Origin of the sequence: Streptomyces sp. NPDC049687, assembly GCF_044465285.1 — a bacterium.
Lineage (GTDB): Bacteria > Actinomycetota > Actinomycetes > Streptomycetales > Streptomycetaceae > Streptomyces.
Genome location: NZ_JBITLN010000013.1, coordinates 64,340 through 87,698 on the forward strand (window position 1 = coordinate 64,340; position 23,359 = coordinate 87,698).

At 70.2% G+C, this 23,359-nt stretch carries 21 protein-coding genes and 1 pseudogene; 15 read left to right on the plus strand and 7 right to left on the minus strand.

What is annotated here, in order from left to right:
* Nucleotides 1-35: 35 nt before the first annotated feature.
* The 3 genes from ACIBVL_RS33030 to ACIBVL_RS33040 all read left to right on the plus strand — a co-directional run bounded on the left by ACIBVL_RS33030 (nt 36) and on the right by ACIBVL_RS33040 (nt 3,973).
* Complete coding sequence (locus ACIBVL_RS33030) at nt 36-902, plus strand: hypothetical protein (protein WP_399102970.1); 867 nt, start codon at nt 36-38, stop codon at nt 900-902.
* Between the two features lie 472 nt (nt 903-1,374).
* Nucleotides 1,375-1,911, plus strand: a complete 537-nt coding sequence (locus tag ACIBVL_RS33035; RefSeq protein ID WP_399102972.1) for a hypothetical protein — start codon at nt 1,375-1,377, stop codon at nt 1,909-1,911.
* A gap of 628 nt (nt 1,912-2,539) precedes the next feature.
* Entirely contained in the window at nt 2,540-3,973 is a 1,434-nt protein-coding gene (locus ACIBVL_RS33040; RefSeq protein ID WP_399102975.1) for a glycoside hydrolase family 43 protein, read from the plus strand.
* 628 nt (nt 3,974-4,601) lie between these two features.
* Here ACIBVL_RS33040 and efeB read toward each other — a convergent pair.
* Both efeB and efeU read right to left on the minus strand, forming a co-directional pair.
* On the minus strand, nt 4,602-5,879 hold the full coding sequence (efeB, locus tag ACIBVL_RS33045) for an iron uptake transporter deferrochelatase/peroxidase subunit (RefSeq protein ID WP_399102977.1): 1,278 nt from the start codon (nt 5,877-5,879) through the stop codon (nt 4,602-4,604).
* Nucleotides 5,880-5,935: 56 nt separating this feature from the next.
* Nucleotides 5,936-7,966 carry an iron uptake transporter permease EfeU gene (gene efeU / locus ACIBVL_RS33050; protein WP_399102980.1) on the minus strand — a complete coding sequence of 677 codons (2,031 nt, stop codon included), beginning with the start codon at nt 7,964-7,966 and terminating at the stop codon, nt 5,936-5,938.
* Nucleotides 7,967-8,136: 170 nt separating this feature from the next.
* On the opposite strand from efeU, the pseudogene ACIBVL_RS33055 reads away from it, so the two are divergent.
* Nucleotides 8,137-8,257: pseudogene (locus tag ACIBVL_RS33055) on the plus strand (ArsR family transcriptional regulator); the annotation flags it as partial.
* Between the two features lie 218 nt (nt 8,258-8,475).
* Here ACIBVL_RS33055 and ACIBVL_RS33060 read toward each other — a convergent pair.
* Nucleotides 8,476-8,985, minus strand: coding sequence for a MarR family winged helix-turn-helix transcriptional regulator (locus ACIBVL_RS33060; protein WP_399102982.1), 510 nt, complete (start codon nt 8,983-8,985; stop codon nt 8,476-8,478).
* Nucleotides 8,986-9,082: 97 nt separating this feature from the next.
* Between ACIBVL_RS33060 and ACIBVL_RS33065 the strand changes: the two genes are divergently transcribed.
* The 9 genes from ACIBVL_RS33065 to ACIBVL_RS33105 all read left to right on the plus strand — a co-directional run bounded on the left by ACIBVL_RS33065 (nt 9,083) and on the right by ACIBVL_RS33105 (nt 18,629).
* Nucleotides 9,083-10,561 (plus strand): MFS transporter, encoded by a 1,479-nt coding sequence (locus ACIBVL_RS33065; protein WP_399102985.1) that lies wholly within the window; start codon nt 9,083-9,085, stop codon nt 10,559-10,561.
* Nucleotides 10,562-10,587: 26 nt separating this feature from the next.
* Nucleotides 10,588-11,985 carry a cytochrome ubiquinol oxidase subunit I gene (locus ACIBVL_RS33070; protein WP_399102987.1) on the plus strand — a complete coding sequence of 466 codons (1,398 nt, stop codon included), beginning with the start codon at nt 10,588-10,590 and terminating at the stop codon, nt 11,983-11,985.
* The gene (locus ACIBVL_RS33075) at nt 11,982-12,983 is read left to right on the plus strand and encodes a cytochrome d ubiquinol oxidase subunit II (RefSeq protein ID WP_399102989.1); all 1,002 of its coding nucleotides are present in this window, start codon (nt 11,982-11,984) and stop codon (nt 12,981-12,983) included. The genes ACIBVL_RS33070 and ACIBVL_RS33075 overlap by 4 nt, the downstream gene beginning before the upstream one ends.
* Nucleotides 12,980-13,210 (plus strand): hypothetical protein, encoded by a 231-nt coding sequence (locus tag ACIBVL_RS33080; protein ID WP_399102992.1) that lies wholly within the window; start codon nt 12,980-12,982, stop codon nt 13,208-13,210. Before ACIBVL_RS33075 ends, ACIBVL_RS33080 begins: the two co-directional genes overlap by 4 nt.
* 10 nt (nt 13,211-13,220) lie before the next feature.
* Nucleotides 13,221-14,933 carry an ABC transporter ATP-binding protein/permease gene (locus tag ACIBVL_RS33085; RefSeq protein ID WP_399102994.1) on the plus strand — a complete coding sequence of 571 codons (1,713 nt, stop codon included), beginning with the start codon at nt 13,221-13,223 and terminating at the stop codon, nt 14,931-14,933.
* On the plus strand, nt 14,930-16,522 hold the full coding sequence (locus ACIBVL_RS33090) for an ATP-binding cassette domain-containing protein (RefSeq protein WP_399102996.1): 1,593 nt from the start codon (nt 14,930-14,932) through the stop codon (nt 16,520-16,522). Before ACIBVL_RS33085 ends, ACIBVL_RS33090 begins: the two co-directional genes overlap by 4 nt.
* Nucleotides 16,523-16,653: 131 nt before the next feature.
* The gene (locus ACIBVL_RS33095) at nt 16,654-17,370 is read left to right on the plus strand and encodes an RHS repeat-associated core domain-containing protein (protein ID WP_399102999.1); all 717 of its coding nucleotides are present in this window, start codon (nt 16,654-16,656) and stop codon (nt 17,368-17,370) included.
* A 108-nt stretch (nt 17,371-17,478) separates the two neighbouring features.
* Nucleotides 17,479-17,898 carry a hypothetical protein gene (locus tag ACIBVL_RS33100; protein ID WP_399103001.1) on the plus strand — a complete coding sequence of 140 codons (420 nt, stop codon included), beginning with the start codon at nt 17,479-17,481 and terminating at the stop codon, nt 17,896-17,898.
* Between the two features lie 416 nt (nt 17,899-18,314).
* On the plus strand, nt 18,315-18,629 hold the full coding sequence (locus ACIBVL_RS33105) for a cupin domain-containing protein (protein WP_399103003.1): 315 nt from the start codon (nt 18,315-18,317) through the stop codon (nt 18,627-18,629).
* Here ACIBVL_RS33105 and ACIBVL_RS33110 read toward each other — a convergent pair.
* The gene (locus tag ACIBVL_RS33110) at nt 18,575-18,952 is read right to left on the minus strand and encodes a DoxX family protein (RefSeq protein ID WP_399103005.1); all 378 of its coding nucleotides are present in this window, start codon (nt 18,950-18,952) and stop codon (nt 18,575-18,577) included. The genes ACIBVL_RS33105 and ACIBVL_RS33110 overlap by 55 nt on opposite strands.
* Before the next feature lie 177 nt (nt 18,953-19,129).
* Between ACIBVL_RS33110 and ACIBVL_RS33115 the strand changes: the two genes are divergently transcribed.
* On the plus strand, nt 19,130-19,603 hold the full coding sequence (locus tag ACIBVL_RS33115) for a carboxymuconolactone decarboxylase family protein (protein WP_399103007.1): 474 nt from the start codon (nt 19,130-19,132) through the stop codon (nt 19,601-19,603).
* A gap of 143 nt (nt 19,604-19,746) precedes the next feature.
* Nucleotides 19,747-20,670, plus strand: a complete 924-nt coding sequence (locus ACIBVL_RS33120; RefSeq protein WP_399103009.1) for an RNA polymerase sigma-70 factor — start codon at nt 19,747-19,749, stop codon at nt 20,668-20,670.
* A 211-nt stretch (nt 20,671-20,881) separates the two neighbouring features.
* On the opposite strand, the gene ACIBVL_RS33125 is transcribed toward ACIBVL_RS33120, so the two are convergent.
* The 3 genes from ACIBVL_RS33125 to ACIBVL_RS33135 form a co-directional block, all read right to left on the minus strand.
* Nucleotides 20,882-21,208, minus strand: coding sequence for a hypothetical protein (locus ACIBVL_RS33125; RefSeq protein WP_399103012.1), 327 nt, complete (start codon nt 21,206-21,208; stop codon nt 20,882-20,884).
* Nucleotides 21,209-21,415: 207 nt separating this feature from the next.
* Nucleotides 21,416-22,093 (minus strand): response regulator transcription factor, encoded by a 678-nt coding sequence (locus tag ACIBVL_RS33130; protein WP_399103014.1) that lies wholly within the window; start codon nt 22,091-22,093, stop codon nt 21,416-21,418.
* Nucleotides 22,090-23,343, minus strand: coding sequence for a sensor histidine kinase (locus ACIBVL_RS33135; RefSeq protein WP_399103017.1), 1,254 nt, complete (start codon nt 23,341-23,343; stop codon nt 22,090-22,092). Before ACIBVL_RS33135 ends, ACIBVL_RS33130 begins: the two co-directional genes overlap by 4 nt.
* Between the last annotated feature and the right edge of the window lie 16 nt (nt 23,344-23,359).

Here is a 23,359-nt window from a genome sequence, read left to right on the forward strand (position 1 = left end):
CCGAACGCCGTGACCGCCCACCAGGAGAGCCGCCCGTGCAGAAGACTGCCCTCGTTCCCTACGCCCACCTCCCCCGAGCACACCACCACCGCCACGTCCTGACCAGCACCGTCGACGTCTTCGGCACCGCCCACTGGCTGCTTGCCGAACGCGCTCCGCAGCCCGGCGTCGACCTCCTGCCTTTCGACGCGCTGGTCGTTTCCCTGGATCCGGACGGCAACATCGAACTCACCGAGCTGAGCGCCGTGCGAGCCCGCTGGCCGCACCTTGACCGTCTGCCGGACGGCGGATTCGTTGTCGCCGCGGCTCGCACCCGCAGGCACGAGGACGCGAACCAGGTCCAGATCTTCGACGCGCTCGGCCGCGAGACCTCGTCCTTCTCCGTCGGGGACGCCATCGAGCACCTGCTCGTGGACGAGTCCGGCCATATCTGGGTCGGGCACTTCGACGAGAACCCGGTGGGAATCCGCCGCTGGAGCGCCACGGGCCAGCTCGTCTGGACGTCAGACGGCGCCCCCATCCCGGGTCTCTTCGACTGCTACGCCCTGAACGTGTCGGGCACCGCGGCCTGGGCGTGCCCGTACACGGACTTCCCGCTCGTCGAGATACGCCCCAACCGCTCCGACCGGCCAGTGAGAGTGTGGGCGAACCGGGTACGGGGCGCCCATGCGGTGGCCGTCCACGGCGAGCGGGTGGCCTTCTACGGCGGCTACGGCGAGGAGCGGGACCGACTCGCCCACGGAGAGATCACCGAAACATCCGTCGAGCCCACGGACGTCGGCCTGCTCACCCTGCCCGACGGCCCTGCCCCCGGCCGCCGGCGGGTCGTCAGCCGAGGAAGCAGGATCTACGTCCAGGCCGGGCCGTTCACTACGTGGGGCGTGTTCGACCTCAGCAGCTGACATCCAGCCCTGGAAAGAGCGAAGGGCGCAAGGCGCGGCACCGTGCTTCGGATTGGTAGCGGACTTCGGCGACGATGCGAGGGCCGCTCGGGCAGCCTCATGCGTTGAGCTGTGGCCGTACACGCTCCCCTCCGGTGCCTTTCGGACCCCTCTGCATCGGTATGTCTTGAGGCCACCGCGTGCACGTCCACTCCCGCGTGGACGTGTGGTGTGATGTCCGCGGCTCAGGTGACGGCACACGCGACGAACGGGGGATGCAGTGTCTGGCAGGCAAGAGACTCCAGTGACGATCTCCAGTCCCCCACGGTTGCTGACAGGTGCGTTGAGACGCGAGTCGGGCCGCGCCGGGCAGCTGCTGGCTGCCGGGGAATGGCTCCCCGCCGCCGCGGACACGGCCGCGGCGGCCAGGGTCCTTGCCCGCCTCTCCGCCCCGCTCCCCGCCCGCAGGGCCGGCAGTGCACGGGCGCGGGCCGTGGACCGAGACCGGCGGCTCCAGCGGATCTGGCGCACCGCGGTTCACCACCTGGATGCAGGTGAGGTCAGTCCACCAGCTGCCGCCCTCCTGGCCGCTGTCGCTCGCGCCTTCCTGCCGTGGTTCGCCACCCCGAATCCGCCGGCCGCTGCGGCGGCTCCGCGCTACCCGACTGGCCAGGGCACGGCAGACGGCTTGCCGCTCCCGCTGGCCGATGCGGGCGAAGCCCTCCTGCCCGACTTGATCGCGCTGTTCGCCGCACTGGCGGCCCCGATTCCGTCCGGGACCAGTTCGCGGACGCCCGCAGCCGTTTCCTGGCAGGTCCGGTACGAGGGTCGGTTCCGGCACTACGAGAGACCTGCCCACGACGTGTGGACGGCCAAGACCGTCCGCTGCTCCAGCTGCGCGAATGCGGACGGCCCATGGACCGTGACCTGCGACTGGCTTGTGGTGACCCTGGGCTGCCCGTGTGGGCTGGTGACCGACCGGCACGGCCTCAAGTTCTCCGAAGTCTTCCTTGTTCTGCCGGACATGTGAGCAGGCAGCGCGTGCCGCTCGCAGGCCGATCGAAGCCAGCCACCTCGCGAGTGGACCCCTGCTCGGCACCACCGTGTGGACCCGTCGCAGCCCGATCCGATGTCGGGCCCTTGGCATGTGAACGCTGAAGAACTGAGCATCGAAGTCGTCCGCCCGGGCCAGGTGGCGTGACCGCGCGCCTCGATCGACCAGGAGCACGGGGTTGCGCTGAAGGCGGCCCCGGCGCCAGGGGCCTGGGCATGGCGCTTCGTGCGCTCACGGATTATGTGTCAGCAAACTGGCCGGTTCCCTTGACGTGCTCTTGGCCGAAACTTATCTTCCTGTCGAAGTTACGTACGGTGTTCGAAATCTCGAACGCATGGCCGTCAAAGGAGACAGCCCGTGTACCGCACGCATCGGCCGGCCCTGCTGACTCCACTCGTCCCTCGGCCCGCCGCTGCGGCGTCTCCGGTCGCTGCGCTCAGGCGATGAATCCGGCTCCCGGCCGTTGATGGGCCCAACGCGGCCTTCCCCGCCACGCGACTGCAGGTCCTGTCCCGCAGGCTCCTGCAGGCACAGTGGCCGCGAGCTTCGCCCTCGACCCCACTTTCAGTCGATCATGGCACCCGTAGTACGACAGGAGACGCACATGGCCAGGCTCCTCGGCCGGCTGGCGGCGATATTGGTCGCCGCCTGCCTACTGTTCACGTCCCAAGCCCTGACCACACCCGAGCGGGCCGCTGCCGCCGACCCGGGCTACCTGATGGTGCACTTCACCGGGGAGGGGTCGACCAATCAGCAGATGTACCTCTCGCACAGCACGGACGGTCTGCACTGGAACGACCTCAACGGCGGCGGCATGGTCCTGCGCTCCACGGTCGGTACGAAGGGGGTGCGCGACCCCGCATTCGTGAGATCCCCTGATGGCAGCAAGTACTGGATCATCGCGACCGATCTGTGCATCGGCTGCGGACAGTCATGGGGTGACGCGCAGACCAACGCCAGCCGCAACCTGGTGGTGTGGGAGTCGACGGACCTGGTCACCTGGTCGCAGCCGTGGCTGCTCAATGTCGCCGGCGCGATCCCCGACGGGCGCAACGCGTGGGCGCCGGAGGCGATCTGGGACCCGGCGACCAACGACTACGTTCTGTACTGGGCGACGAACGCGACCCTCAACGGCGTGCTGAAGCACCGCATCTACTACGCCCGCACCTCGGACTTCCGCACCATCACCACTCCGCAGCTCTACATCGACCGCCCCGGCACCCAGGGCATCATCGACACCCAGATCATCGAGGTGCCGACCGGGGTCGGCAACTACCGCTATGTACGGGCCTCAGGCGACGGTCAGATCACGCTCGAAGGCAGCAACTCGATCCTGGGGACGTGGACCGACCTCGGCAACCTCTCCGGCATCGGCCTCACCGGCTCACAGGTCGAGGGCCCGATGTGGATGAAGTTCAACGGCAGCAACAAGTGGGCCCTCTACCTCGACCAGTACGCCTCGAACGGCGGTTACATGCCGGTCACGACGACCGACCCGTCCAATCCCAGCGCCTACCAGGTCCCGGCATCGGGAAGCTACGACATGGGCGGCACCAAGAAGCGCCACGGCTGGATCATGAACCTGACGGCCGCCGAGGAGAGCCGCGTCCTCGCCCGCTGGCCCAACACGACGGCCAACCGGCTCCAGTCGTTCAACTTCCAGGACCGGTACGTGCGGCACACCAACTTCGACGTGCGCATCGACCAGAACGTCAGTACCAGCCAGGACTCCCAGTTCCGGATGAGAACCGGCCTGGCGGGCACCGGCACCGTCTCCTTCGAGTCGGTGAACTTCCCCGGGTACTTCCTGCGGCATTCCGCATTCGACTTCCAGCTCGTCTACAACGACGGCACCACCCAGTTCGCCCAGGACGCCACCTTCCGCCGGGTCGCAGGCCTCGCCGACGCGACATGGTCGTCGTTCCAGTCGTACAACTACCCCGACCGGTACATCCGCCACTACGCGTACGAACTCAAGCTCGACCCGATCACCACGGCGACGGGGCGCAGCGACGCCACCTTCCGCGTGACGAGCTGACCCGACAGGTATGCCGGCGCCCTCACGGGGTGTCCTCCCACCCGCCGCCCGCCTCAAGCGGGGAGGGCGCCGGCATCCCAACCCGCGAGCCATCCCGGAGCGGGTTCCCGAACCGGGGTGCGGCGGGCTGTACCCCGGTCGGTCAGTGCTCGGCTGCCGCCTCACGCGCCCGTGCCCCGCCTCCATGGGCGGCGGCAGCCAGTCCCGCGACCGTCGCCGCCACCCACAGCGGGTGTCGCCCCCTGTCCCTGCGCATGCGGCCACCGTAGGAAGCGCAAGGCGTCGCCGACAATCGACAACGGGCGTCCCCGGGGATCGCCGAATCCGCGCGACCGTGGCCTTTGGACGGTCAGGCACGGTGGCGGCGAAGGGAACGCGGAGGCCACCGGGGGCCGGCCGGTTCTGCCAGCGGCATGGTCGTCATCCCGAGGACCCGTCGCTTGCAGTCGCCGATGCCCAGGCGCTGCCCGCCGGGACTTCGGCGGCACCAGACGGTGGGCGGGGACGATGCACAAGCGGATCGGGTGGTCCGACACCCTACAGTGCACGTCGCTTCGCTCGGGCGGGGCGAGCGAAGGCCGCCGAGTTGATCGAGCAGCTGCTCGACGGTGGGCCGGAGGCGCGGGCTTCAGGTCGAGAGGAGGCCGCGGCCGAGCCAGTCCTTGGTGTCGCGTACCCCGGGCAGGGCGAAGAAGTAGCCGCCGCCGGTGGGGGAGATGTAGTCGACGAGGGGTTCGTCGATGAGACGGGTCTGGGTGGCCTCGAACTGTCGCTTGACGTCCTGCTGGTAGCAGCAGAACACCAGGCCCATGTCGAGGTTGCCGACGTCGTCGATGCCGCGGTCGTAGTTGTAGCCGCGGCGCATGATGCGGGAGTTGTCGGTCTTGGCGGTGCGCGGGTTGGCCAGGCGGATGTGGGCGTCGAGGGGGATCGCGGTGCCGTGCGGGTCCTTGGCGTAGTTCGGTGTGTCGGTTTCCCGGGCGCCGTCGAGCGGGGCGCCGGTGTCCTTGCGGCGGCCGAACATCAGCTCCTGTTCGTTGAGGGAGACCCGGTCCCAGAACTCCACCAGCATGCGGATGATGCGGATCACCTGGTAGCTGCCGCCCTTCGTCCAGGCGGGTTCGCCGTCGCCGTCCCCGACCCAGATCAGGCGGTTGGTCTCGCGGGCCGAGGTGACGTCGGGGTTGGCGATGCCATCCTTGAAACCGAGCAGGTTGCGCTGGGTGCCGGTGGGGCGTGGCGCGTTCTGGAAGCCGTCGATGCGCCATTTGATCTGCATGGCGCCGCGGGTGTGCTTGGCGATGTCGCGCAGCGCGTGCAGGACCGTGTCCTGGCGGTGGGCGCAGATCTGGAGAGACAGGTCGCCGTGGCACTCGGCCGGCCTGAGGTTGTCGTTGGGGAAGGTCCGCATCGGCGTCAGACGGCGGGGCTTGGCCCTCGCGAGGCCGTAGCGGTCGTCGAAGAGGGACGCGCCCACGCCGACGGTGACGGTGAGGCCGTCGGCGGGGACGGTCGGGCCGAGGATGCCGTTGTCGGAGGGCGGTGCGCCCACCCCGAGGTCGGCCGGGGTGCCGCCGGAGGTGAGGAAGCGGGCGCGGGCGGTGATCGTCCTGAGCAGCTCGGCCAGTTCCTTGCGGTCCTCGGCGATGACGCCGAAGGAGATGAAGGTTGCGGCCGCGGGGGCGGGCGTGACGATGCCCGCCTGGTGGGCGCCGTGGAAGGGAACCTCGGCGGCGTTCTCGGTCTGCGTCGCGGCCGTGCCGCCGCCGCTCTCCGCGAACGCGAGCCCACCGCCGGCCAGGACCGCTCCGGCGGTGCCTGCGCCGAGGGCCGTCTTCACGAAGGAGCGGCGCCCGGCACCGGTGGGACAACCGCCGTGCGGGGTGGAGGGTTCGGCGGACGGCATGGGGGCGTTCCCTTCGGCGCGTGCGGGGGCGTCGCTTCGGTGGTGTCGGCTGGTCATCAGGCGGACTTCCGGATCTCAAGCAGGTCGGGGACCGGGGCGAGGTCCTCCAGGAGCTGGCCGGTGGTCCCGTTCAGGCGCGCGCGGGTTGTCCCGTCGAGTTGTTCGACGGGGGTCCAGGCGGTGGCGTGGTGGGCGGCGTCGAGGAGCCTCTGCAGGCGGGCGATGTCGGCGTCGACCGTCGGCAGCAGGTGCCGGGAGCGGGTGGTCAGCAGCGGCTTCAGTACGGTGAGCAGCTCGCGGGTGCCCGTGAGGTCGGCGTCGGCGGTGGCGAGGGTGGTGCCGCTGCCCTCGTCGGTGTCGCCGGTCAGCTCGAACTGCAGGGTGTTCTCGAGGATCTCGTGGGCGCGCAGGGGCAGGTCCCCGGGGTCGAAGTCCTGGTGGGGGAACGCCTTTTGAAGACCCGCGGCATCGGTGACCAGCTGCTGGGCCGGGCCGGTGAGCGAAGTCGCCGACTCGTCGTGCCACAGGCCGTACTCGATGCGGTGGAAGCCGGTGAAGTCCTTGTCGTGGACACCGGCCGGCAGGCCGTCGGCCCTGCCGTTGATCTTCTGGTCGAAGTCCTCGAAGGTGCCGTAGGCGGCGCCGAGGGAGGCGTAGGTGCGGTGGGCGGCGAGCCAGTCGGTGCGGGCCTCGCCGAGGTGGCCGCCCTTGATGTCGGCGGCGAGAGTGCGGGTTTGGGCGACGAGGGTGCCGAGGCCCTGGTTGACGTACGCCTTGTACTGCTCGAGCGGGCCGGCGAGGTCCTGTGCGGAGACCGGCACGACCGCCTTCGCCGTTCCTGAGCCGGTGACCCGGACGGCCCGGGAGGTGACCGCGCCGCCGCCGGTGGGGACGCACCGCCACGCGTAGGTGCCGCCGGCGACGGTGGCGACCAGGGCCCGGGTGGTGCCGGGGGCCAGGCCCTCGATCTCGCCGTAGACCGCGTTGGTGGCCGGGTCGACGAGGTACACCTCGGCGGTCTTGTCGCCGGTGTTGTGCATCTGGAAGGTCTGCCGGCCCGGCTTCGGTGCGGAGAATCCCCTGCCGCAGTCCGTCTCCGAGACGGCGACGGTCTGCGCCGCTGTGGGCTTGGGGCGGCCGAGGGCGACGGCGAGGCCCGCGATCACGGCCGGGACGGTGACGACGGCGACCGGCACCACCCAGGCGGGGCGGCGCCGCGCGGACGGCGTGGCGTCCTGCGCGGGGGCCGTCTTCTCACGGGGCGGCCCTGGTGCCGTGGCACGCACCCCGCGGACGAACAGCGTCATGACCATGACGAGATAGCCGCCGTAGCCGACGAGCTGGAGCCAGGTCATGGTCGGCGTCAGGTTGAACACGCCCTGCACGAGCGTGCTGTACCAGGAACCGGCGTCGACGCTGCCGCTCAGGTCGACGGCGTAGGCCGACTTGCCGGGCAGCACACCGCCCTCCTGCAGGTCGCGCAGGCCGTAGCCGAGGACGCCGGCCGCGATGACGATCAGGATGGCGCCGGTGGCCGTGAAGAACCTCGTCAGGTTGATCTTCAGCACCCGCCGGTACAGACCCCAGCACAGGGCGGACGCCAGGACGAGGCCGATCGCGGCGCCCGTCAGGGGGCCCGCGGACTCCCCGGACGCCTGGGCGGTGGTCCACAGGAAAAGGGCGGTCTCCAGGCCCTCCCGGCCCACGGCGAGGAAGGAGGTGACGATCAGTACGCCCGCACCCGTGGTGAGCGCACCGGCCACCTTCTCCTTGATCTCGCCGGACAGGCTGTGGGCCGAGCGGCGCATCCAGAACACCATGGCGGTGACGAACGCGACCGCGATCACGCTGAGGGTGCCGCCGAATGCCTCCTGAGCGGTCGCGGAAAGGGACGCCGCGGTGAACGTCAGGACCGATCCGAAACTCATCGCGAGCGCGATCGCCGCGAGCACGCCCGTCCACACCTGCGGCAGGCGGGAGCGGGCGTCCGCCCTGACGAGAGTGGCGACGAGGATGGAGACGATCAGCCCGGCTTCCAGTCCTTCCCGCAGTCCGATCAGGAAGCTCGGAAACGCGTCATCCCGCATGCGGCCCTCATTAGCGTAGGCATACCTAACCAAGACGCGGACCATCATGACTGCGGGTATGCCATCAATCAGTCGTGGGGGAGTAATTCCGCGGCCAAAATCCTCAGGTGCCGCGGAATGTCCGGCAAGCGAAGGGGGCGGCTTGACGGCACCGTGCTTGCGACGTCGAGGTGCTGGTGCGGTTCGGTCGTGCGTTGGGCAGGCCCGCTTCGCTGCCGCATCCTGCTCGCCCTGCGCGAAGCTCCCGCCTATCCGGCCGATCTCGCCGACGCCTTCGGCGTCTCGCGCACCGCGGGTGGCGCTGACCTGCTGAAACGCGAATGAAGGAGTCACTGGCCCGCTCGGACGCCGCTTGCGGTGCCCCGAGGGTGGCCGGCGGTCAGGCCGCGAGCGTCTTCGCGATGAGCGCTGCTGGGGCGGACGACCGCCTGAGACGTCGTCGCCGACGGCGAGGGCTCCGCGGTGTGCAATGCCTCTCTGAGGTCGGTCGCGGCGCGGCCGTCAGAAGGTCAGGTCCCTGGTGTGGGAGGTGTGGCGCGGGTTCGTGGCCGCCCCCTGGTCAGTCCGGCTTCCACGGCGGCGAGCACAGAGAGGGCCGCGTCGAGGTGCCGGGTGTCGTGGTCGGCGGCTGCGGAGACGGTCGCGGCCCATTCCTTCCGCACGAGGACGGTGTTGCTGCGTCCGCGTTCCGTGGAGTGGACCGTCACCCCACGACCGTCGCCCGAGTGGGCGCGCCGCTCGATGAAGCCCTTGTCCTCCAGCCCGCGCAGCACGGTGGAGAGGTTGGTGCGCTGCAGCCCGGTCGCGGCGGCGATGCGGCTGGGCGGGGCGGCGGGGTCGCGCTTCAGGTAGCGCATCACCATGCCCTCGGACTGCGACAGGTGGACGGCCCGCTCGTCCGTGTAGCGGCGGAACTGGATCTCCCGGCTGATGATCAGCACGAGGTCGGCCAGCTCGGCCCAGCGCTGGTCTTCTTCCGGTCCGGCCGCCGGGTCCGTCTCCTGTGCTTTGTCGTGCATCACATCTCCCGGTGCGGGTTGCCGAGGAACTAGTTATGGCATCATACTCGTCATGCCCTCATAGTTATGAGCGCATAACTACTCTTGAGGATCTGTCATGACGACAACCCTTTCCTCCGGGCAGGACCAGGTCGCGACGGCCTCGCCCCGCGCCATGGCCCGCGCGGGCGGGCTGCACCCGTTCGGGGTGTTCGTCCTGCTGGCCGGCGCGTTCCTGCCGATCATGGACTTCTTCATCACCAACGTGGCCCTGCCCAGCATCGATGCCTCCCTGCACGCCTCCGCGTCGGCCCTGGAACTGGTGATCGCCGGGTACGGCGTCGCGTACGCGACCCTGCTGGTCCTCGGCGGCCGGCTGGGCGACCGCTACGGTCGCCGTCGTGTCTTCGTCGGGGCGCTGGTGGGCTTCGTACTGGCCTCCTTGGCCTGCGGTGTCGCACCCGGCGTGGGGGCGCTGATCGCCGCCCGCATCGTTCAGGGCGCCACCGCCGCCCTGCTGATCCCCCAGGTGCTGGCGACCTTCCATCAGGTCCTTGAAGGCGAACGCAAGTCCCGTGCCGTGGCCCTGTACGGGGCGACCTCCGGCATCGCCGCCGTCGTGGGGCAGCTGGTGGGCGGCCTGCTGGTCAGTGCCGACATCGCCGGCACCTCTTGGCGCCCGATCTTCCTGGTCAACGTGCCCATCGGCGTGGTCGTGCTGCTGGTCGCGGCCCGGATCGTGCCCGACACCCGCTCGCACCACCCCGTCGGCATCGACCTGCCCGGCACGGTGCTGTTCGCCGCCACCCTGACCGCCCTGCTGGTGCCGCTGACCGAGGGGCACTCCCTGGGCTGGCCCTGGTGGACCTGGCTGCTGCTCGCCGTCGCGGTCGTCCTGGGCGCCGCCACCTACGTCGTGGAGAAGCGCACCGAACGGCGGGGCGAGGTCCCGCTCTTGCCGCCGTCCCTGCTGCGCCTTCCGTCGATGTCCCGGGGCCTTGCCATGGTGTTCGCCTTCAGTATCGGCTTCGGCGCGTTCATGTTCGTGTTCGCCCTCACCGTCCAGAACGGCCTGCACGCAGACGCCCTGCACAGCGGGCTGACGATCCTGCCGATGGCCCTGCTCTTCTTCGCCGGTTCCCTGTTCGCGCCCCGCTTGATCACCCGGTTCGGCCGGGCGGCGCTGTCCGTCGGCGCCGTCGTACAACTCGCCGGGCTGGTCTCCCTGGTGACCGTTCTGCTCGGGAACTGGCCGCACGTCAGCCTGTGGGCCATGGCCGTACCCCTCGCCCTCGTCGGTGCCGGGCAGTCGATGCTCTTCGCCGGCCTGTTCCGCAGCGTGCTCGTCGACGTCCCCACGCATCTGGCCGGTATCGGCAGCGGCGTGCTGATCACCCTGCAGCAGAGCGGACTGGCCCTCGGCGTGGCCACCCTCGGCACGCTCTATCTGGTCCTGGCGCCGCACAGCGTCGTCCACGCCTTCGCCGGAGTCGAGTACGTGCAGATGGGCATTGTCGCCCTCCTCGCGGTCGGTGCCGTCGCCCTGCCGCGCTTCGCCAAGGCCACGTCGGTCACCACTCCCGTCGTCGACGCCTGAACCAGCCCTTACGAGAGGGAGCTGTGATGAGTCTTCTCGACTTGTCGCGATGGCAGTTCGCCATCACCGTCATGTTCCACATGACCTTCCCGGCGATCACCGTCGGACCCTCGATCTTCCTGTCGGTCGTCTACGGCCTGTACTGGCGTACCGGCAGGGCGGTCTACCTGCAGATGTTCCGGTTCTGGCGGCGCATCTTCGCCGTCGGCTTCGCGATCGGCGTGGTCGCCGGAGCGGTCATCACCTTCCAGATGGGTCTCAACTGGGGCGTGTACGGCGCGAAGACGGGCCCGATCATCGGGCCGATCATCGGCATGGAGGTCGTGACGGCCTTCTTCGTCGAGGCCGGCTTCATCGGCGTCCTGCTCTACGGGGACGGCCGCGTGCGCAAGGGCACGATGTTCGTGTCCGCCGTGATGGTGTCCGTGGGCACCGTCCTGTCGTCGACGTGGATCATCGCGGCGAACTCGTGGATGCAGACACCCGCCGGATTCAAGGTCGTCCACGGCCGGTTCGAGCCCACGGACTGGATGCGGGTCCTCTTCAACCCGTCGTTCGTCTGGCGCTGGCCGCACATGCTGGCCGCAGTGCTGATCTCGGCGAGCTTCTTCGTCGCCGGGATCTCGGCCTGGTACCTGGTCAAGGGACGCGCGAAGGGCTTCGCCCGCCGCTCGATGTCGACAGCGCTCGGGATCGCCGCAGTGCTGATGCCCGTTCAGCTGTACCTCGGAGACGGCGTGGCCGGGCACGAACTGCCCTATCAACTCTCCAAATTGGAGGCGATCGAGGGGAACTGGGACAACGGTGACACCGGCTTCGTCCTGTTCTCCGTCCCGGACCAGCAAGCCGCGCGGAACATCGCGGAACTCGACATCCCCTGCCTCGGCAGCTTCATCGCCAAGGACCTCACCTGCAAGACGGCCATGCCTGGCCTGAAGCTCACCCCGGCCGCCGACCGGCCCGACATGGCCGCGACCTTCTGGGGCTTCCGCGTCATGTTCCTGGCGGCGGTGCTGATGTTCGGCACGGCGTTCGCCGCCACGGTTCTGCGCATACGCAAGCGCCTGTGGACCGCGCGCCGGTTCCACCGGTTCGTCCTGTGGACGACACCGGTCGGGATCCTGGCCATCCTCGGGGGCTGGGTCACCGCCGAGGCGGGCCGGCAGCCGTGGATCGTGTTCGGGCAGCTCCGCACCTCGGCCGCGGTGTCCCACCTGGCACCCGGCGAAGTCCTGTTCTCCGTGATCGGCTTCTCCGTGCTTTACCTGATCATGCTGGTGGCCTACGTCGCCTACATCGTCCGCACCCTGCGCATCGGCCCGGAACGCGACGACCCCGCTCAGAAGCCTCCGCCCCAGGCCGGGCCCGTTCCGCTTGACGGGCTGTCCGCATGGGTCGGCCCGAGGGAGGCGGCGGCCCGATGACCACCACCCTCTGGTCGGCGACCGTACTCCTGTGCCTTCTGATGTACGTCGTGCTCGACGGTTACGACCTCGGCGTCGGCGTGGCCACCCTCTTCGAACGCGACCCCGCCCACCGGCGGCACATGCTGGAGTCCGTCGCGGTGGGCTGGGACGGCAACGAGACCTGGCTCATCCTGCTCGGCGTCACGCTCTGGGCGGGCTTCCCCCTGGCCTTCGGCACACTCCTGCCGCACGCCTACCTGCCGATGATCGTGGTGCTGTTCTCCCTCGTCGTGCGCGGCGTGAGCGTCGAGATGGCGTCCCAGGCGCCACCGGCTCCTCATTGGACGACCGCCTTCGGTGTGGCGTCGCTGCTGGCCTCGTTCGGGCAGGGCTTCGTCCTGGGCACCCTGACGTCTGCCGTGCACCTGCGCGGTGACGCCGTCACCGGGTCGGCCTTCGGGGCCTTCAGCTGGTTCTGCGTCCTTACCGGACTCACCGTCACCATCGGTTACATCGCCCTCGGTTACGCCTACACCAAGCACAAGTCGTCCGGGCCGCTACGGGAGTCGGCGGCACGACGGGGTGCCCTCGCCACGGCGGTCGGTGGAGTGCTGCTGGTCCTCGTCCTGGTCACCGTCGACACCACGGCGGCACCGCTGAACCTCGACAGCCCGGGCCGCGCCTTCGCGTTCGCCGTTCTGCTGCTGTTCGCCGCAGTGGGAGCGGGCACCTCGCTCGTCACGTTCCCGTGGAAGCGGCAGTCAGGGGCGGCGGACACCCTGCCGCTCGGCGGGCTCGTGATCGCGACGGTGTCCGTGTTCCTGGCACTCGGTGTGGCCCGCTACCCGGTGCTCCTCCCGCCGGGTCTCACCGTCGGCGGCGCGGTCGGCCCGCACTCCACGATGGTCTTCATCCTCGTCGGCATCGGCCTGAACATGCCGCTGGTACTGGCCTACAACGTGTTCGCCCACCGGTCCTTCGCCGGAAAGCCCGACGCCGAAGGGGCGCGCTCATGACCACCCGGAGCTCACTGCCCACACCGGTCCGTATCGTGCTGCGGCTGGTCTCCGCAGTCGTCTGGACCGTGCTGGGACTGCTCGCCTACTTCGTCTGCCAGGGGATGTTCGGTGGCTACCGGCAGATCCATTCGCAGCTGCTGACCACCCTGGGCATGATCGCCATCACTCTGACCGGCGGCATCGCGTGGATCGTCGACGAGCGGCGTCCTCATGACGACGAATGAGACGAATGAGATGTGTGAGGCGGCTGAGCCGGATGCCGCCGGAAAGCGGCGGGACGACGACGCCTGGCTCACCGCGTACGCAGCGCCCGGACGGTACTGGTTCGGCCTGTCAGGTGGCCTTCAGACGCTTCAGACGCTGTTCACGATCGCCCGCTGGGGCGCCCTCGCCTGGGCGGCCCAGGCGGTGCTTGACCGGGCCGCGGCGCACGAGACATGGGGCCTGGTGGCCTTCGCCGTCACGAGCGCGCTGGCGGTGGGCGCCGGCTGGACGGCCGGCACGCTCGCGACGCGGGGCGCGCGTGCCGTCGCGACCGGTCTGCGGCAGCAGCTGACGGGGGCTCTGCTGCCGGCCGCCGGGCGGGTCGGCGAGACCGGTCCGGCCGAGGCCGCGTGGGCGATGGTCGATCTGGCCGACGACGTCGCCGACTTCCATGTGCAGACCGCGCCCCTGAGCCGGTCGGCACCGCTGTCGATGATCGCCGTACTGGCGGTCACGGCCGCGGTGCACTGGCCGGCCGCGATCGTGCTCGTCCTGACCACCGCGCTGCTGCCCCTCAACATGCGCCTGGCGGGACTGTTCGCCCAGCACGGCGCGGACCGTCAACTGGCCGCCACCCGGCACCTGAACGCCGTAGTGCTCGACAGTTTCCGCGGCATGCGGACGCTGCGCGAGCTCGGCGCGGTCGGGCGGCGCGGCCGAACCCTGGCCACGGCCGCCGAGCGGCTGAACAAGGCGACCATGAGCGTGCTGCGCCGGGCCTTCCTGTCCGGGATGATCATGGACCTCGTCATCACGTTCTCCATCGCGGTGAACGCCACCTACATCGGCCTGTCGCTGCTCGGCTATGTACAGGTTCCGCACGCGCCACGCCTCGATCTGTTCACTGGTCTGCTGGTGCTGCTGGTGTGTCCGATGTACTTCGCCCCGATGCGCGCCAGGGCCGCCGCCTTCCATCAGCGGGAACGCGCCGTGATCGCGGCCGCAGCCATCCGGGACATCGTCAAGGACACCCCCTCCGAGGCGACCCGGGCGACCGGTCCGCAATGGGCCGAGGCGGTCGGTGTGTCGCTGACAGCGGTCCGGTTCCGTTACGGCGGCGCTGACCACGACACCCTCCAAGCCGACGCCGAGTTCGCGCCGGGCACCTGGACCGCGATCACCGGTGCCTCCGGTTCCGGAAAGAGCACACTGTTGTCGCTGATCGCCGGCCTGCGCCGACCGTCCGCCGGAGAGGTCCGGTGGCAGACCACGTCCGTACGACAGAGGCCGGCTCTCGGCGGATGCGCCTGGGTCGGACAGCAGACCGTGCTCCTCGACGCGACCGTCCGCGACAACATCCGCCTCGGCCACCCGGCCGCCACCGAGCAGGAGATGCGGCGGGCCGTCGACGCCGCCGGGCTGAGCGCCGTGATCGAGGGCCTCCCCGCGGGACTCGACACCCGTCTCGGCGAAGGCGGTTGGGGTTTGTCGACCGGTGAAGCCCGCCGGATAGCCATCGCCCGCGCCTTTCTGCGCGGAGCCCGGCTCTGGCTGCTCGACGAGCCGACCGCCCACCTCGACGCGGACAGCGAACGCGAGGTCGTCGAGGCCCTGCGGAGAGCCACCGACGGTTGCACCGTCGTCATCGCCACCCACTCCTTCCCACTGGCCGCCGCGGCCGACACGGTGCTCGCGCTCGACGACGGCGTTCTGCACGACGCGAGGCCGGTGATCGCGCGATGAGCAGCAGCAGTCGTCGCCCGAACCCCCATGGCCGGCGTAGGAGTTGGGTTGCGGCCGGCGGGCTGGCGCTGGCGGTCCTCGCCGAACTGTCCTCAGCCGGACTGCTCGGTCTGTCGGGCTGGTTCATCAGCACCTGCGCCGTCGCCGGGGCGGCCACCTTCAGCTCCTTCTCCTACGTCGCCCCCAGTGGCGGTGTGCGTGCCTTCGCCCTGGCCCGCGTCGCCGGGAACCACGGCAAGCGTCTGGTGCTGCACGCGGCCGCCCTACGGCGGGTTGCGACGGCTCGGGCCGGTCTCTTCGGCCGGGCCGCGGCCACCGGCCGGGCACAGGCGGACGGCCTGTGGTCGGGTGAACTGCTCGACCGCAGCATGGCCGACGCCGACAGCGCCGGAATGGCACTGATCGAGTCCACGACCCCCGTCGCCGTCACCGCCGCGCTGACCGCCGGCGCCGTGCTCGCCGTAGCGGCGTCCGCGTCCGTCGTGCCGGCGGCCGTACTCGCGGCCGGAGTCGTCCTCATGGCGGTGACCGCCCACCGTGCGCCCGGCAACGCCCGCGAAGCCGAGCAGCACACCCGCAAGGCCCTGCGCGCCGAACTCGTCACCGCCGTCGACGCATGGACGGAGATGGCATCACTAGGCGCCGCCGAGCAGCTCGCGGCGCGTACGACGGCGAGGCTCACGCGACTCGACACCGCGCGGGAAGCGGCCGGCCGGCGCAGGCACCGGACCACGCTGACCGTCGGTCTGATCGGCACGGCCACGCTGACCGCCACGGCCGCCACCGGCGGCGCACCGGACGCCCCCACGTTCGTGTTCGTCGCCCTGCTGTCCCTCGGCGTGCTGGCCCAGGCCGAACAGCTGGCGCCCGCCGCCGAAGCCCGAGCCACCGCGAAGGCCGCCCACCGCAGGCTCACGACAGGTGTGCCGCTCACCGCGAGAGACCCCACCGTTGCGGGGATACGGTCATGGTCCACCGAGCAGGGCATCGGCTTCGCCGACTACCGCCTTCCGCCGATGGCCCTTCGGCCGGGGCGCGTCCTCGGCGCCACCGTGGCCCGAGGCGGGATGCTCGTCGTCACCGGCCGCTCCGGCAGCGGCAAGAGCACGCTGCTCCGAGCACTCGCCTCGTCGCTGCGGCAAGCAACCGAAGGCGGCGAGGACCGGCCCGCCGTCGTGGCCGTCGCCGCCGACGACCATCTCTTCACCGGCACGCTCGGATCCAACTGGCGCCTCGCCGACCCGACCCTGACCGACGACGAGATCGGCGAACGCCTCGCCCAACTACGGCTGAGCGACAGCGGACTCACCGCCGCAACCCCCGTCGGCCCCGGCGGGAGGCAGCTCTCCGGCGGGGAGCTCCGCCGGGTCTACCTGGGCCGGGCCCTGGCCCGCCACCCGCACGTCCTGATCGTCGACGAACCGACCACGGGCCTGGACGAGCGGACCGCCCGACATGTACTCGGCATCCTCGCGAACCTGCCCGACACCACCGTCGTCCTCGCCCTGCACGAGGTACCGGTCTGCCTCGAGTCGGCCGGACACGTGAGCAGGCTGCCGCTCGACCACACCTCCCAGGAGGCACCATGACCACAACCCGGCCCCGGAGCCTCCAGGGCTGACTCGACGTCCTCTGATCAGGCGGAGTGGCAGGTCACGGCCGTGTGGGCGATTGACCCCCCGGTCGGCCGTGCACGCGTGCCGAGCCACCGGCCGAGCGGGTGCCCCACCATGCCGCTCGCTCGGCCGGAGCCCTGGCCGACTCGACCTTCCAGTACGATCCCGTGCTCGGCCGGTTCGTCAGCCTCGACCCGCTGTTCGAGGCCACCAGCCCGCATGAGCTCAACGGCTTAAGCTACGCCGACGACGACCCGGTCACCAACAGCGACCCCACCGGCAAGCGTCTCTACGACCCCGACACCACCTGCAACGGCACGGTCGCCGAGGTGGAGAGGTGCGTCGCCGAGACGGACGGCCATGGCGGGCACGTCACCAGCGGCGGTGGCGGTGGCGGCGGGGGCAACTCCGGTGGCGGCGGCAGCTCAGGCGGTGGCGGCGGCTACCCCATCAACTCCAACGGCGTCGGCAAGACCTCCTACGCCCCCGCCCGCGGCATCCCCGGCAACGGCTGCGACTACGTCCTGATCGACCCCTGCGGCAGCCACAGCTCCAGCGGCCCAGAACGGAGGGGTGCCGTGGTACATCTCGCCGTACTGCACCGGCTCCCGATGCACCGCCGCCAACCTCACCGACATCGGTGCCGGAGTGGCGACCTCGCTCATCCCCGCCGCCCGCGGCCTGTCCCAGGGCCCCTGCTGAACAAGGTGTACCGCGCGGCCTCCCAGCCACTTTCAGCGGTTCTGTCGGGGGCGGCCTGGGAGCTATGTTGGTGGGCGGTGAGACGGGAGCCGAGCTGGGCGTCTGGGCAGGCCCGGTAGGTGTCGTGGCCGGCGCGGTGATCGGAGCCGGCATCGCCTACGTGGGTGACGACGTCCTCAACAAGGGCATCGGGACCGTGTCCGACATCTTCCACTGGTGAGGCCCCGATGAACGTTGTGGACTGGCTCGGGCTCGCGTACTGCGCGGTGGGAGGGACCCTGTTCCTTCGATTCGCCGGGCGGAGCCGGCGTGAGGGGTACTCGTACGCCCACCGGATGCGCTTCATGCTGGCTCCGGACGACTTCAAGACCGGGTTGGAGCGGGCGTTCGGCGTCATGGGGGCTGTCCACTACGTCATGGGGGTGACGATGGCCGCCGTCATGTCGCTTCCCGGCGACAGGTCGGCTCTCCCGACGTGGGAGGGAGTGCTGATCCTCGCGCTGATCGTGTCCGTCCTGACGGGCGTCGGCCTGACGCTGTCGATCATCTGGTTCAACCGGCCCCGTTTCCTCGTTCCCCCGCACATGCGGGCCCAGCCGGGGACAGTGACGGCACGCCGGATGGCCGTCAGGCGCAGGAGCCGGTGAACACGCCCACCCGGTCGCCGCTGCTGTTCGCCACCACGAGCTGATCCACACCACCCTTTCACCACGAAAACCACGGCCTGTGCGGCATTCCTGGCCTGCGGCCGATCAGCCTCACCCGCCGACGGGTACCCCTGATGCACTGGCCCACCAGGGGCCGCCTCGATCGTGTCGGCTCCTGCCGCCGGCAAGGCACGGACATCATGCGACGGCACTGTCACGCGTTGGGAGGACGCGATGCCAGCCGGCTGCCCATCGCACCGTGCTATGGGAGGCTCTGCGGGGGATCAGCGGCACGCACCGGCGTTCTGGCTGCACGGTTTGCTGGGACCTTCCTGTCGCCCCCTGTTCTTCATTCGTGCCCGTAAGCCGACCTGACTGGCGTCGGCCGCTTTCCTGCCTGCGCTTACAGTGGTGCCGTGTCCGAAGGAAACGCCGTGGTGGCGCGCAATGTGCGCCTTCTCCGAGAGCAGCGGGGCCTGTCCCTGGCCGACCACGTCTACGGATCCGGTGTCATCGAGAACTATCCGGTGCGCATCAGCAGGGGCCTGGAGGGCGCGGGCAAGCCGTCCGAACCGCACCCGGTGGGCACCCTGGAGCACCTGTACGTCATCAGCGGCCGGGTGCGCGTGGGCCCCGCGGACGCTCCGGTGGACCTGTCGGCAGGCGACTTCGTCCGCTACCCGGGCGACCGCCCGCATGTGCTTTTGTGGGGCCGCGACAGGGCGAGGTAGACCAGGTCGCCCGCGATCGTGACTCTCTCGCCACGGCGGAGGCGCATGGTCAGCGCGCCGGTGAACAGCAGCACCAGTCCGGTGGCGGCCAGCGGTACCAGGACCGGTGCGATGTGGAGCGCGGCGGGCAGGATCACGCCCGCCGCGGCCAGGAGCTCGATGGCGCCGATGATTTTGAGAGCACCGGGGCTGAAGTCCTCGACCCATCGGGTGGCGGTGCCGCCCATGGCGGCCAGTTTCTCCTTGGGCACGAACATTTTGGAGCTGCCGGTCAGGCAGACGACGGCCATCAGTCCGGCGATGATCCAGAGTGCGAGGTTCATCATCAGCGCCTTGATCGAGGATTACCTGCTTCCCCTGGGACGAGACAGCACCCCCGCATGTGACATCTGCGAACATCCGAGTTCGGGGAGACGTGGATCACACGCGTCCGTGTCACAGGTCGTCGGGCTGTCTCGTCCCAGGGGGTGTAGCCACCGACGAGCACGGAGGAGCACACCATGGAAGCGCGACTGAACTACTTCGCCAGCCCGACCGCCGCAAAAGCCCTCAAGCACCTCATGTCGGCGGGCAAGACGCTCAAGGACTCGCCGCTGGCGGCTGCGACACAGGAACTCGTGGCCCTGCGCGTGAGCCAGATCAACGGCTGCGCCGTCTGCATCGACATGCACACCAAGGAGGCCGCCGCGGCCGGCGAGAACTCGGTGCGGCTGAACCTGGTGACGGCGTGGCGAGAGGCCACGGTCTTCACAGAGGCCGAGCGTGCCGCGCTGGAGCTGGCGGAGCAGGGGACCCGGGTTGCGGACGCGGCCGGCGGGGTCAGCGACGAGGTCTGGGCGCGTGCCGCAAAGTACTTCGACGAGGAGCAGCTCACCGCCCTGGTGGTCCTGGTCTCTTTCATGAACACGGCGAACCGGCTGAACATCATCGCCCAGCAGCCGGCCGGCGACTACGAGGTCGGGCAGTTCCACTGATTTGGCCATCCATGAGTCGCTCGGGGCGCTGTCACCCCGGCGCGGGGGGCGTTGCACAGCCCCGCTGACGGACCGCAAGATCACCAGAACTGGCCCGCGCCGGGAGATACGGCCGGGCGGGAAGACCTCAAGGGGGATGCGGCGTGAACAAGGTCGACGAGTTCGAGGAGCTGCGGCCACTGCTTTTCTCGATCGCTTACCGGATTCTGGGCAGCGTGAGCGAGGCCGAGGACGCGGTGCAGGAGACATGGCTGCGCTTCGATGGCTCGACGACCCTTCCCACGTCGGTCAAGGCGTTTCTGTCCGCCACGGTGACGCGGATCTCGATCGACGTGCTGCGCTCCGCGCGGGTGCGGCGGGAGGAGTACGTGGGCCCGTGGTTCCCCGAGCCACTGCTGAGTGATCCGTATCAGGATCCGGCGCGCTCGGCGGAGCTGGCCGACTCGGTGTCGATGGCGGCGCTGCTGCTTCTGGAGCGGCTGAGCCCGCTGGAGCGGTCGGTGTTCGTGCTGCGGGAGGTGTTCGGTTTCGGGTTCGACGACGTCGCCTCGGCGGTGGGGCGTTCGGAGGCGGCGTGCCGGCAGCTGCTGGTACGGGCGCGGCGGCACATGGAGGCCGGGCGGCCGCGGTTCGAAGCGGACCGTCAGGAGCGGCAGGAGCTGGCGACGCGGTTCTTCGACGCCCTCCGCGAAGGTGATGTCGCCGGCCTGCGGGATCTGCTGGCCGCCGACGTGCAGATGGTCGGGGACGGCGGCGGCAAGGCCCCGCAGCTGGCCAGGGCCGTCATCGGCGCCGAGAACGTGGCCCGGCTGCTGGCCTCCGTTTTCCCGCTGCTGGCACGGATCGACGTGACGTTCGAGCCGCACGAGGTCAACGGCCAGCCCGGCGCCATTTTCCGAGACGGGGACGGCAAGGTCCTCCAAGCCCTGGCCCTCGACGTGCTCGACGGGCAGATCCAGACCATCCGCTCGGTGATCAATCCCGACAAGCTCGGCCACCTCGGACCGGTTGCCGACGCCTGGGCCATCGACGGCGAGGTGAAAAAAGCCCGCCGACAGATGAAGTGACCCCGGGACCGGCCGTGGGCCGCCTCGTTCGCCAATCCGGTGACGTTGAGGTCGTGCAGGCGGGCGATGCGGCGCATCGCGTGGTGCACGCCGTCGCCGCGAAGAAGGCAGTCACGCAAGAGTGCCGATCTCGTGCAGCGATGTCGATTACCGGCTTTCGGCTCCGGGGATCAATCGAACCGTGGTTGGCGCTGAGATTGATCTTCGTCGTTTAGCACAGCTCCAGGATGCGGTGGCAGCAGCGGGCGTAGCCGATGCGGATGTCCGCGCTCGGCAGGTCCGGGTCGATCGGCACCGGGGGCGGGGTGCCCGGCCGCCACGGTCGGCCCGGGGTGCGGTCGGCCGGGGTCGGCACCCGCAGCGCCTTCTTCAGCCGGGGCACCAGGGTGAAGCGGCGGGTGTGGTAGGCGGTGGCGACCGCGCCGCCGCGCGAGCGGCACGGCGAGCCGGGCTGCGCGTCACACTTCGGACAGGCGTGCTGTTCGACGTCGTCGGCGTCCGATCGGTCGGTTGGCGAGGGTTGCTGAGGGTCCGCCATGGGCCCGGATCTTCGCACAATGCAAGTCTCAGAAGGGGGCCCGTCCCGCTTTTGAGTGAGAACGGGTTCTGAGAACCGATCTGGGGTCGGGCGGGCTCCGGCGGCCGGTTGTCGATCTTGCTCGCGCAAAGTCGGCTGCACAGATGACCGGAGTCTGGTGCACTGAGCACGGCCTCCGCTCACGGCCCGCCGGCCCCGGCCCGCTGCTCAGTCGGGTGGGGCGCCTGTGTCGATGATCCGATATCCCACGCCGGGTGTGGTGGCGATGACCGGCGGGTCGCCGAGTTTGCGGCGCAGGCGGCTGATGGTCACCGTGACGGTGTTGGTGAACGGGTCGGCGTGTTCGTCCCAGACCTGTTCGAGGAGGTTTTCCGTGCTGAGGAAGGCGGGGCTCGCGTGTAGAAGGGCTTCGAGTACCGCGAATTCCTTGACGGAGAGGTCGAGTTGGTGGCCGTCGCGGCCGGCGGTGCGGCGCATCGGGTCGAGTTCGATGCCCGCCGCACTCAGGGTGCGGGACCGGGCGGCGGGGCGGCGGCGGGCCAGGGCGCGGATGCGCAGGACGAGTTCGGGAAAGTGGAAGGGCTTGGCGAGGTAGTCGTCGGCGCCCAGGGTCAGGCCGCTGACGCGGTCCCCGGGAGAAACGGCGGCGGTCAGCATCAGGACCATCACGCGGCCGTCCCCCTCGGTGATCATCTGGCAGAGGGTGTCGCCGTGGATGCCGGGCAGGTCGCGGTCGAGCACGACGACGTCGTACGCGTTGACGTCCAGCTTGGCCGCGGCGTCGAGCCCGTCGTGGGCCACGTCCACGGCCATGCCCTGGTCGCGCAGTCCCTCGGCAATGACTTCGGCGAGGGGGCGGGCGTCCTCGACCACCAGGACTCTCAACGCGCCACGCCCGTCTCTGTGTTGGGAACTTTCGCCGTCGCCCTGCCGTCCTTACGGGGGAGGGTGATGGTGACGCGCAGGCCGCCGTCGGGGCAGGCGCGCAGGTCCAGGGTGCCGTGGTGGGCCTGAGTGATGGCCGCGACGATGGAGAGGCCGAGGCCGCTGCCCTGGCCGGTGCCGGTCCGGTCGGCGCCAAGACGGCGGAAGGGCTGCGCGAGGTCCGCCACCCGCCGCTGGTCGAGGACCGGCCCGCTGGACTCGACGACGAGGGACACTGCGCCTGCGTCGTCTCCTTCGGCCCGTACCACGACCCTGATCCAGCCCCCAGGGTCGTTGTGCGCGATCGCGTTGTCGACCACGTTGTCGGCCACGCGGCGCAGCAGCGTCTCACTTCCCCACACCCACGCGGAGTCGTCGATCCGGTTTTCACGCACGGTCAGACCCTTGGCCGCGATGTCCTTTGCCCGTCCGCTCAGGGCGGTCAGCGCGAGTTGGCCGAGGGCGAGGCGCGCCCAGTCGGTGAACTCGCCGTGCTGAGTGCGGGCCAGGACGAGGAGGCTCTCCAGCAGCCGGTCCACCCGGTCGAGTTCGGCGCGCATCCGGGCGGCCAGCGTGGCCGTGGTCTCGGGTACCGGGCCCGGCTTGGCGAGGGCCACGTCCAGGGAGGCCCGCATCGTGGTGAGCGGGGTGCGCAGCTCGTGGGAGGCGTTGGCGACGAAGAGGCGCTGGGCGTCGAAGGAGCCCTCCAGGCGGCCGAGGAGGTCGTCGATGGTGTCGGCGAGGTCCTTCACCTCGTCGCCGGGGCCGCGGATGGCCAGGCGTTCGTGCAGGCTGTCGGCGGTGATCCGGCGGGTGGCCGCTGTCATCACGCGCAACGGGCGAAGCACCCGGCCGGCGACGAACCAGCCGAGGCCGACCGAGAGCACCGCCATGACGCCGAGGGCGATGGCGGAGCCGATCAGGATCTGCCGGGACTGGGTGTCGTGCGCCTGGGCCAACTGCTGCTCCAGCTCGTCGATGCGGCCCTGGGCCTGTGCCGCCGCGGCGGGCTGATCGGTGCCGCTGCCGGGGGCGGTCTGGCTGACCCTCGATCCTCCGGATGCCACCAGGGCCGCGATGGCGAGGAGCGCCGTTCCCGACAGCAGGAACAGCGTCACATACAAGGCGGTGAAGCGGGTGCGGGCAGTGCCACGGCGCAGGCCGAGCCGGGCAGTCAGGCCCGCGAGCCGTCGGGGCGGACCCCATTTCATCCGCATGCTCCCCTCT

Coding starts and splice junctions, on each gene's coding strand:
- ACIBVL_RS33040 (WP_399102975.1), top strand. CDS start 2,540: ATGGCCAGGCTCCTCGGCCGGCTGGCGGCGATATTGGTCGCCGCCTGC.
- efeB (WP_399102977.1), bottom strand. CDS start 5,879: ATGCCGTCCGCCGAACCCTCCACCCCGCACGGCGGTTGTCCCACCGGT.
- efeU (WP_399102980.1), bottom strand. CDS start 7,966: ATGCGGGATGACGCGTTTCCGAGCTTCCTGATCGGACTGCGGGAAGGA.
- ACIBVL_RS33060 (WP_399102982.1), bottom strand. CDS start 8,985: ATGCACGACAAAGCACAGGAGACGGACCCGGCGGCCGGACCGGAAGAA.
- ACIBVL_RS33065 (WP_399102985.1), top strand. CDS start 9,083: ATGACGACAACCCTTTCCTCCGGGCAGGACCAGGTCGCGACGGCCTCG.
- ACIBVL_RS33070 (WP_399102987.1), top strand. CDS start 10,588: ATGAGTCTTCTCGACTTGTCGCGATGGCAGTTCGCCATCACCGTCATG.
- ACIBVL_RS33075 (WP_399102989.1), top strand. CDS start 11,982: ATGACCACCACCCTCTGGTCGGCGACCGTACTCCTGTGCCTTCTGATG.
- ACIBVL_RS33080 (WP_399102992.1), top strand. CDS start 12,980: ATGACCACCCGGAGCTCACTGCCCACACCGGTCCGTATCGTGCTGCGG.
- ACIBVL_RS33085 (WP_399102994.1), top strand. CDS start 13,221: ATGTGTGAGGCGGCTGAGCCGGATGCCGCCGGAAAGCGGCGGGACGAC.
- ACIBVL_RS33090 (WP_399102996.1), top strand. CDS start 14,930: ATGAGCAGCAGCAGTCGTCGCCCGAACCCCCATGGCCGGCGTAGGAGT.
- ACIBVL_RS33100 (WP_399103001.1), top strand. CDS start 17,479: ATGAACGTTGTGGACTGGCTCGGGCTCGCGTACTGCGCGGTGGGAGGG.
- ACIBVL_RS33110 (WP_399103005.1), bottom strand. CDS start 18,952: ATGAACCTCGCACTCTGGATCATCGCCGGACTGATGGCCGTCGTCTGC.
- ACIBVL_RS33115 (WP_399103007.1), top strand. CDS start 19,130: ATGGAAGCGCGACTGAACTACTTCGCCAGCCCGACCGCCGCAAAAGCC.
- ACIBVL_RS33125 (WP_399103012.1), bottom strand. CDS start 21,208: ATGGCGGACCCTCAGCAACCCTCGCCAACCGACCGATCGGACGCCGAC.
- ACIBVL_RS33135 (WP_399103017.1), bottom strand. CDS start 23,343: ATGAAATGGGGTCCGCCCCGACGGCTCGCGGGCCTGACTGCCCGGCTC.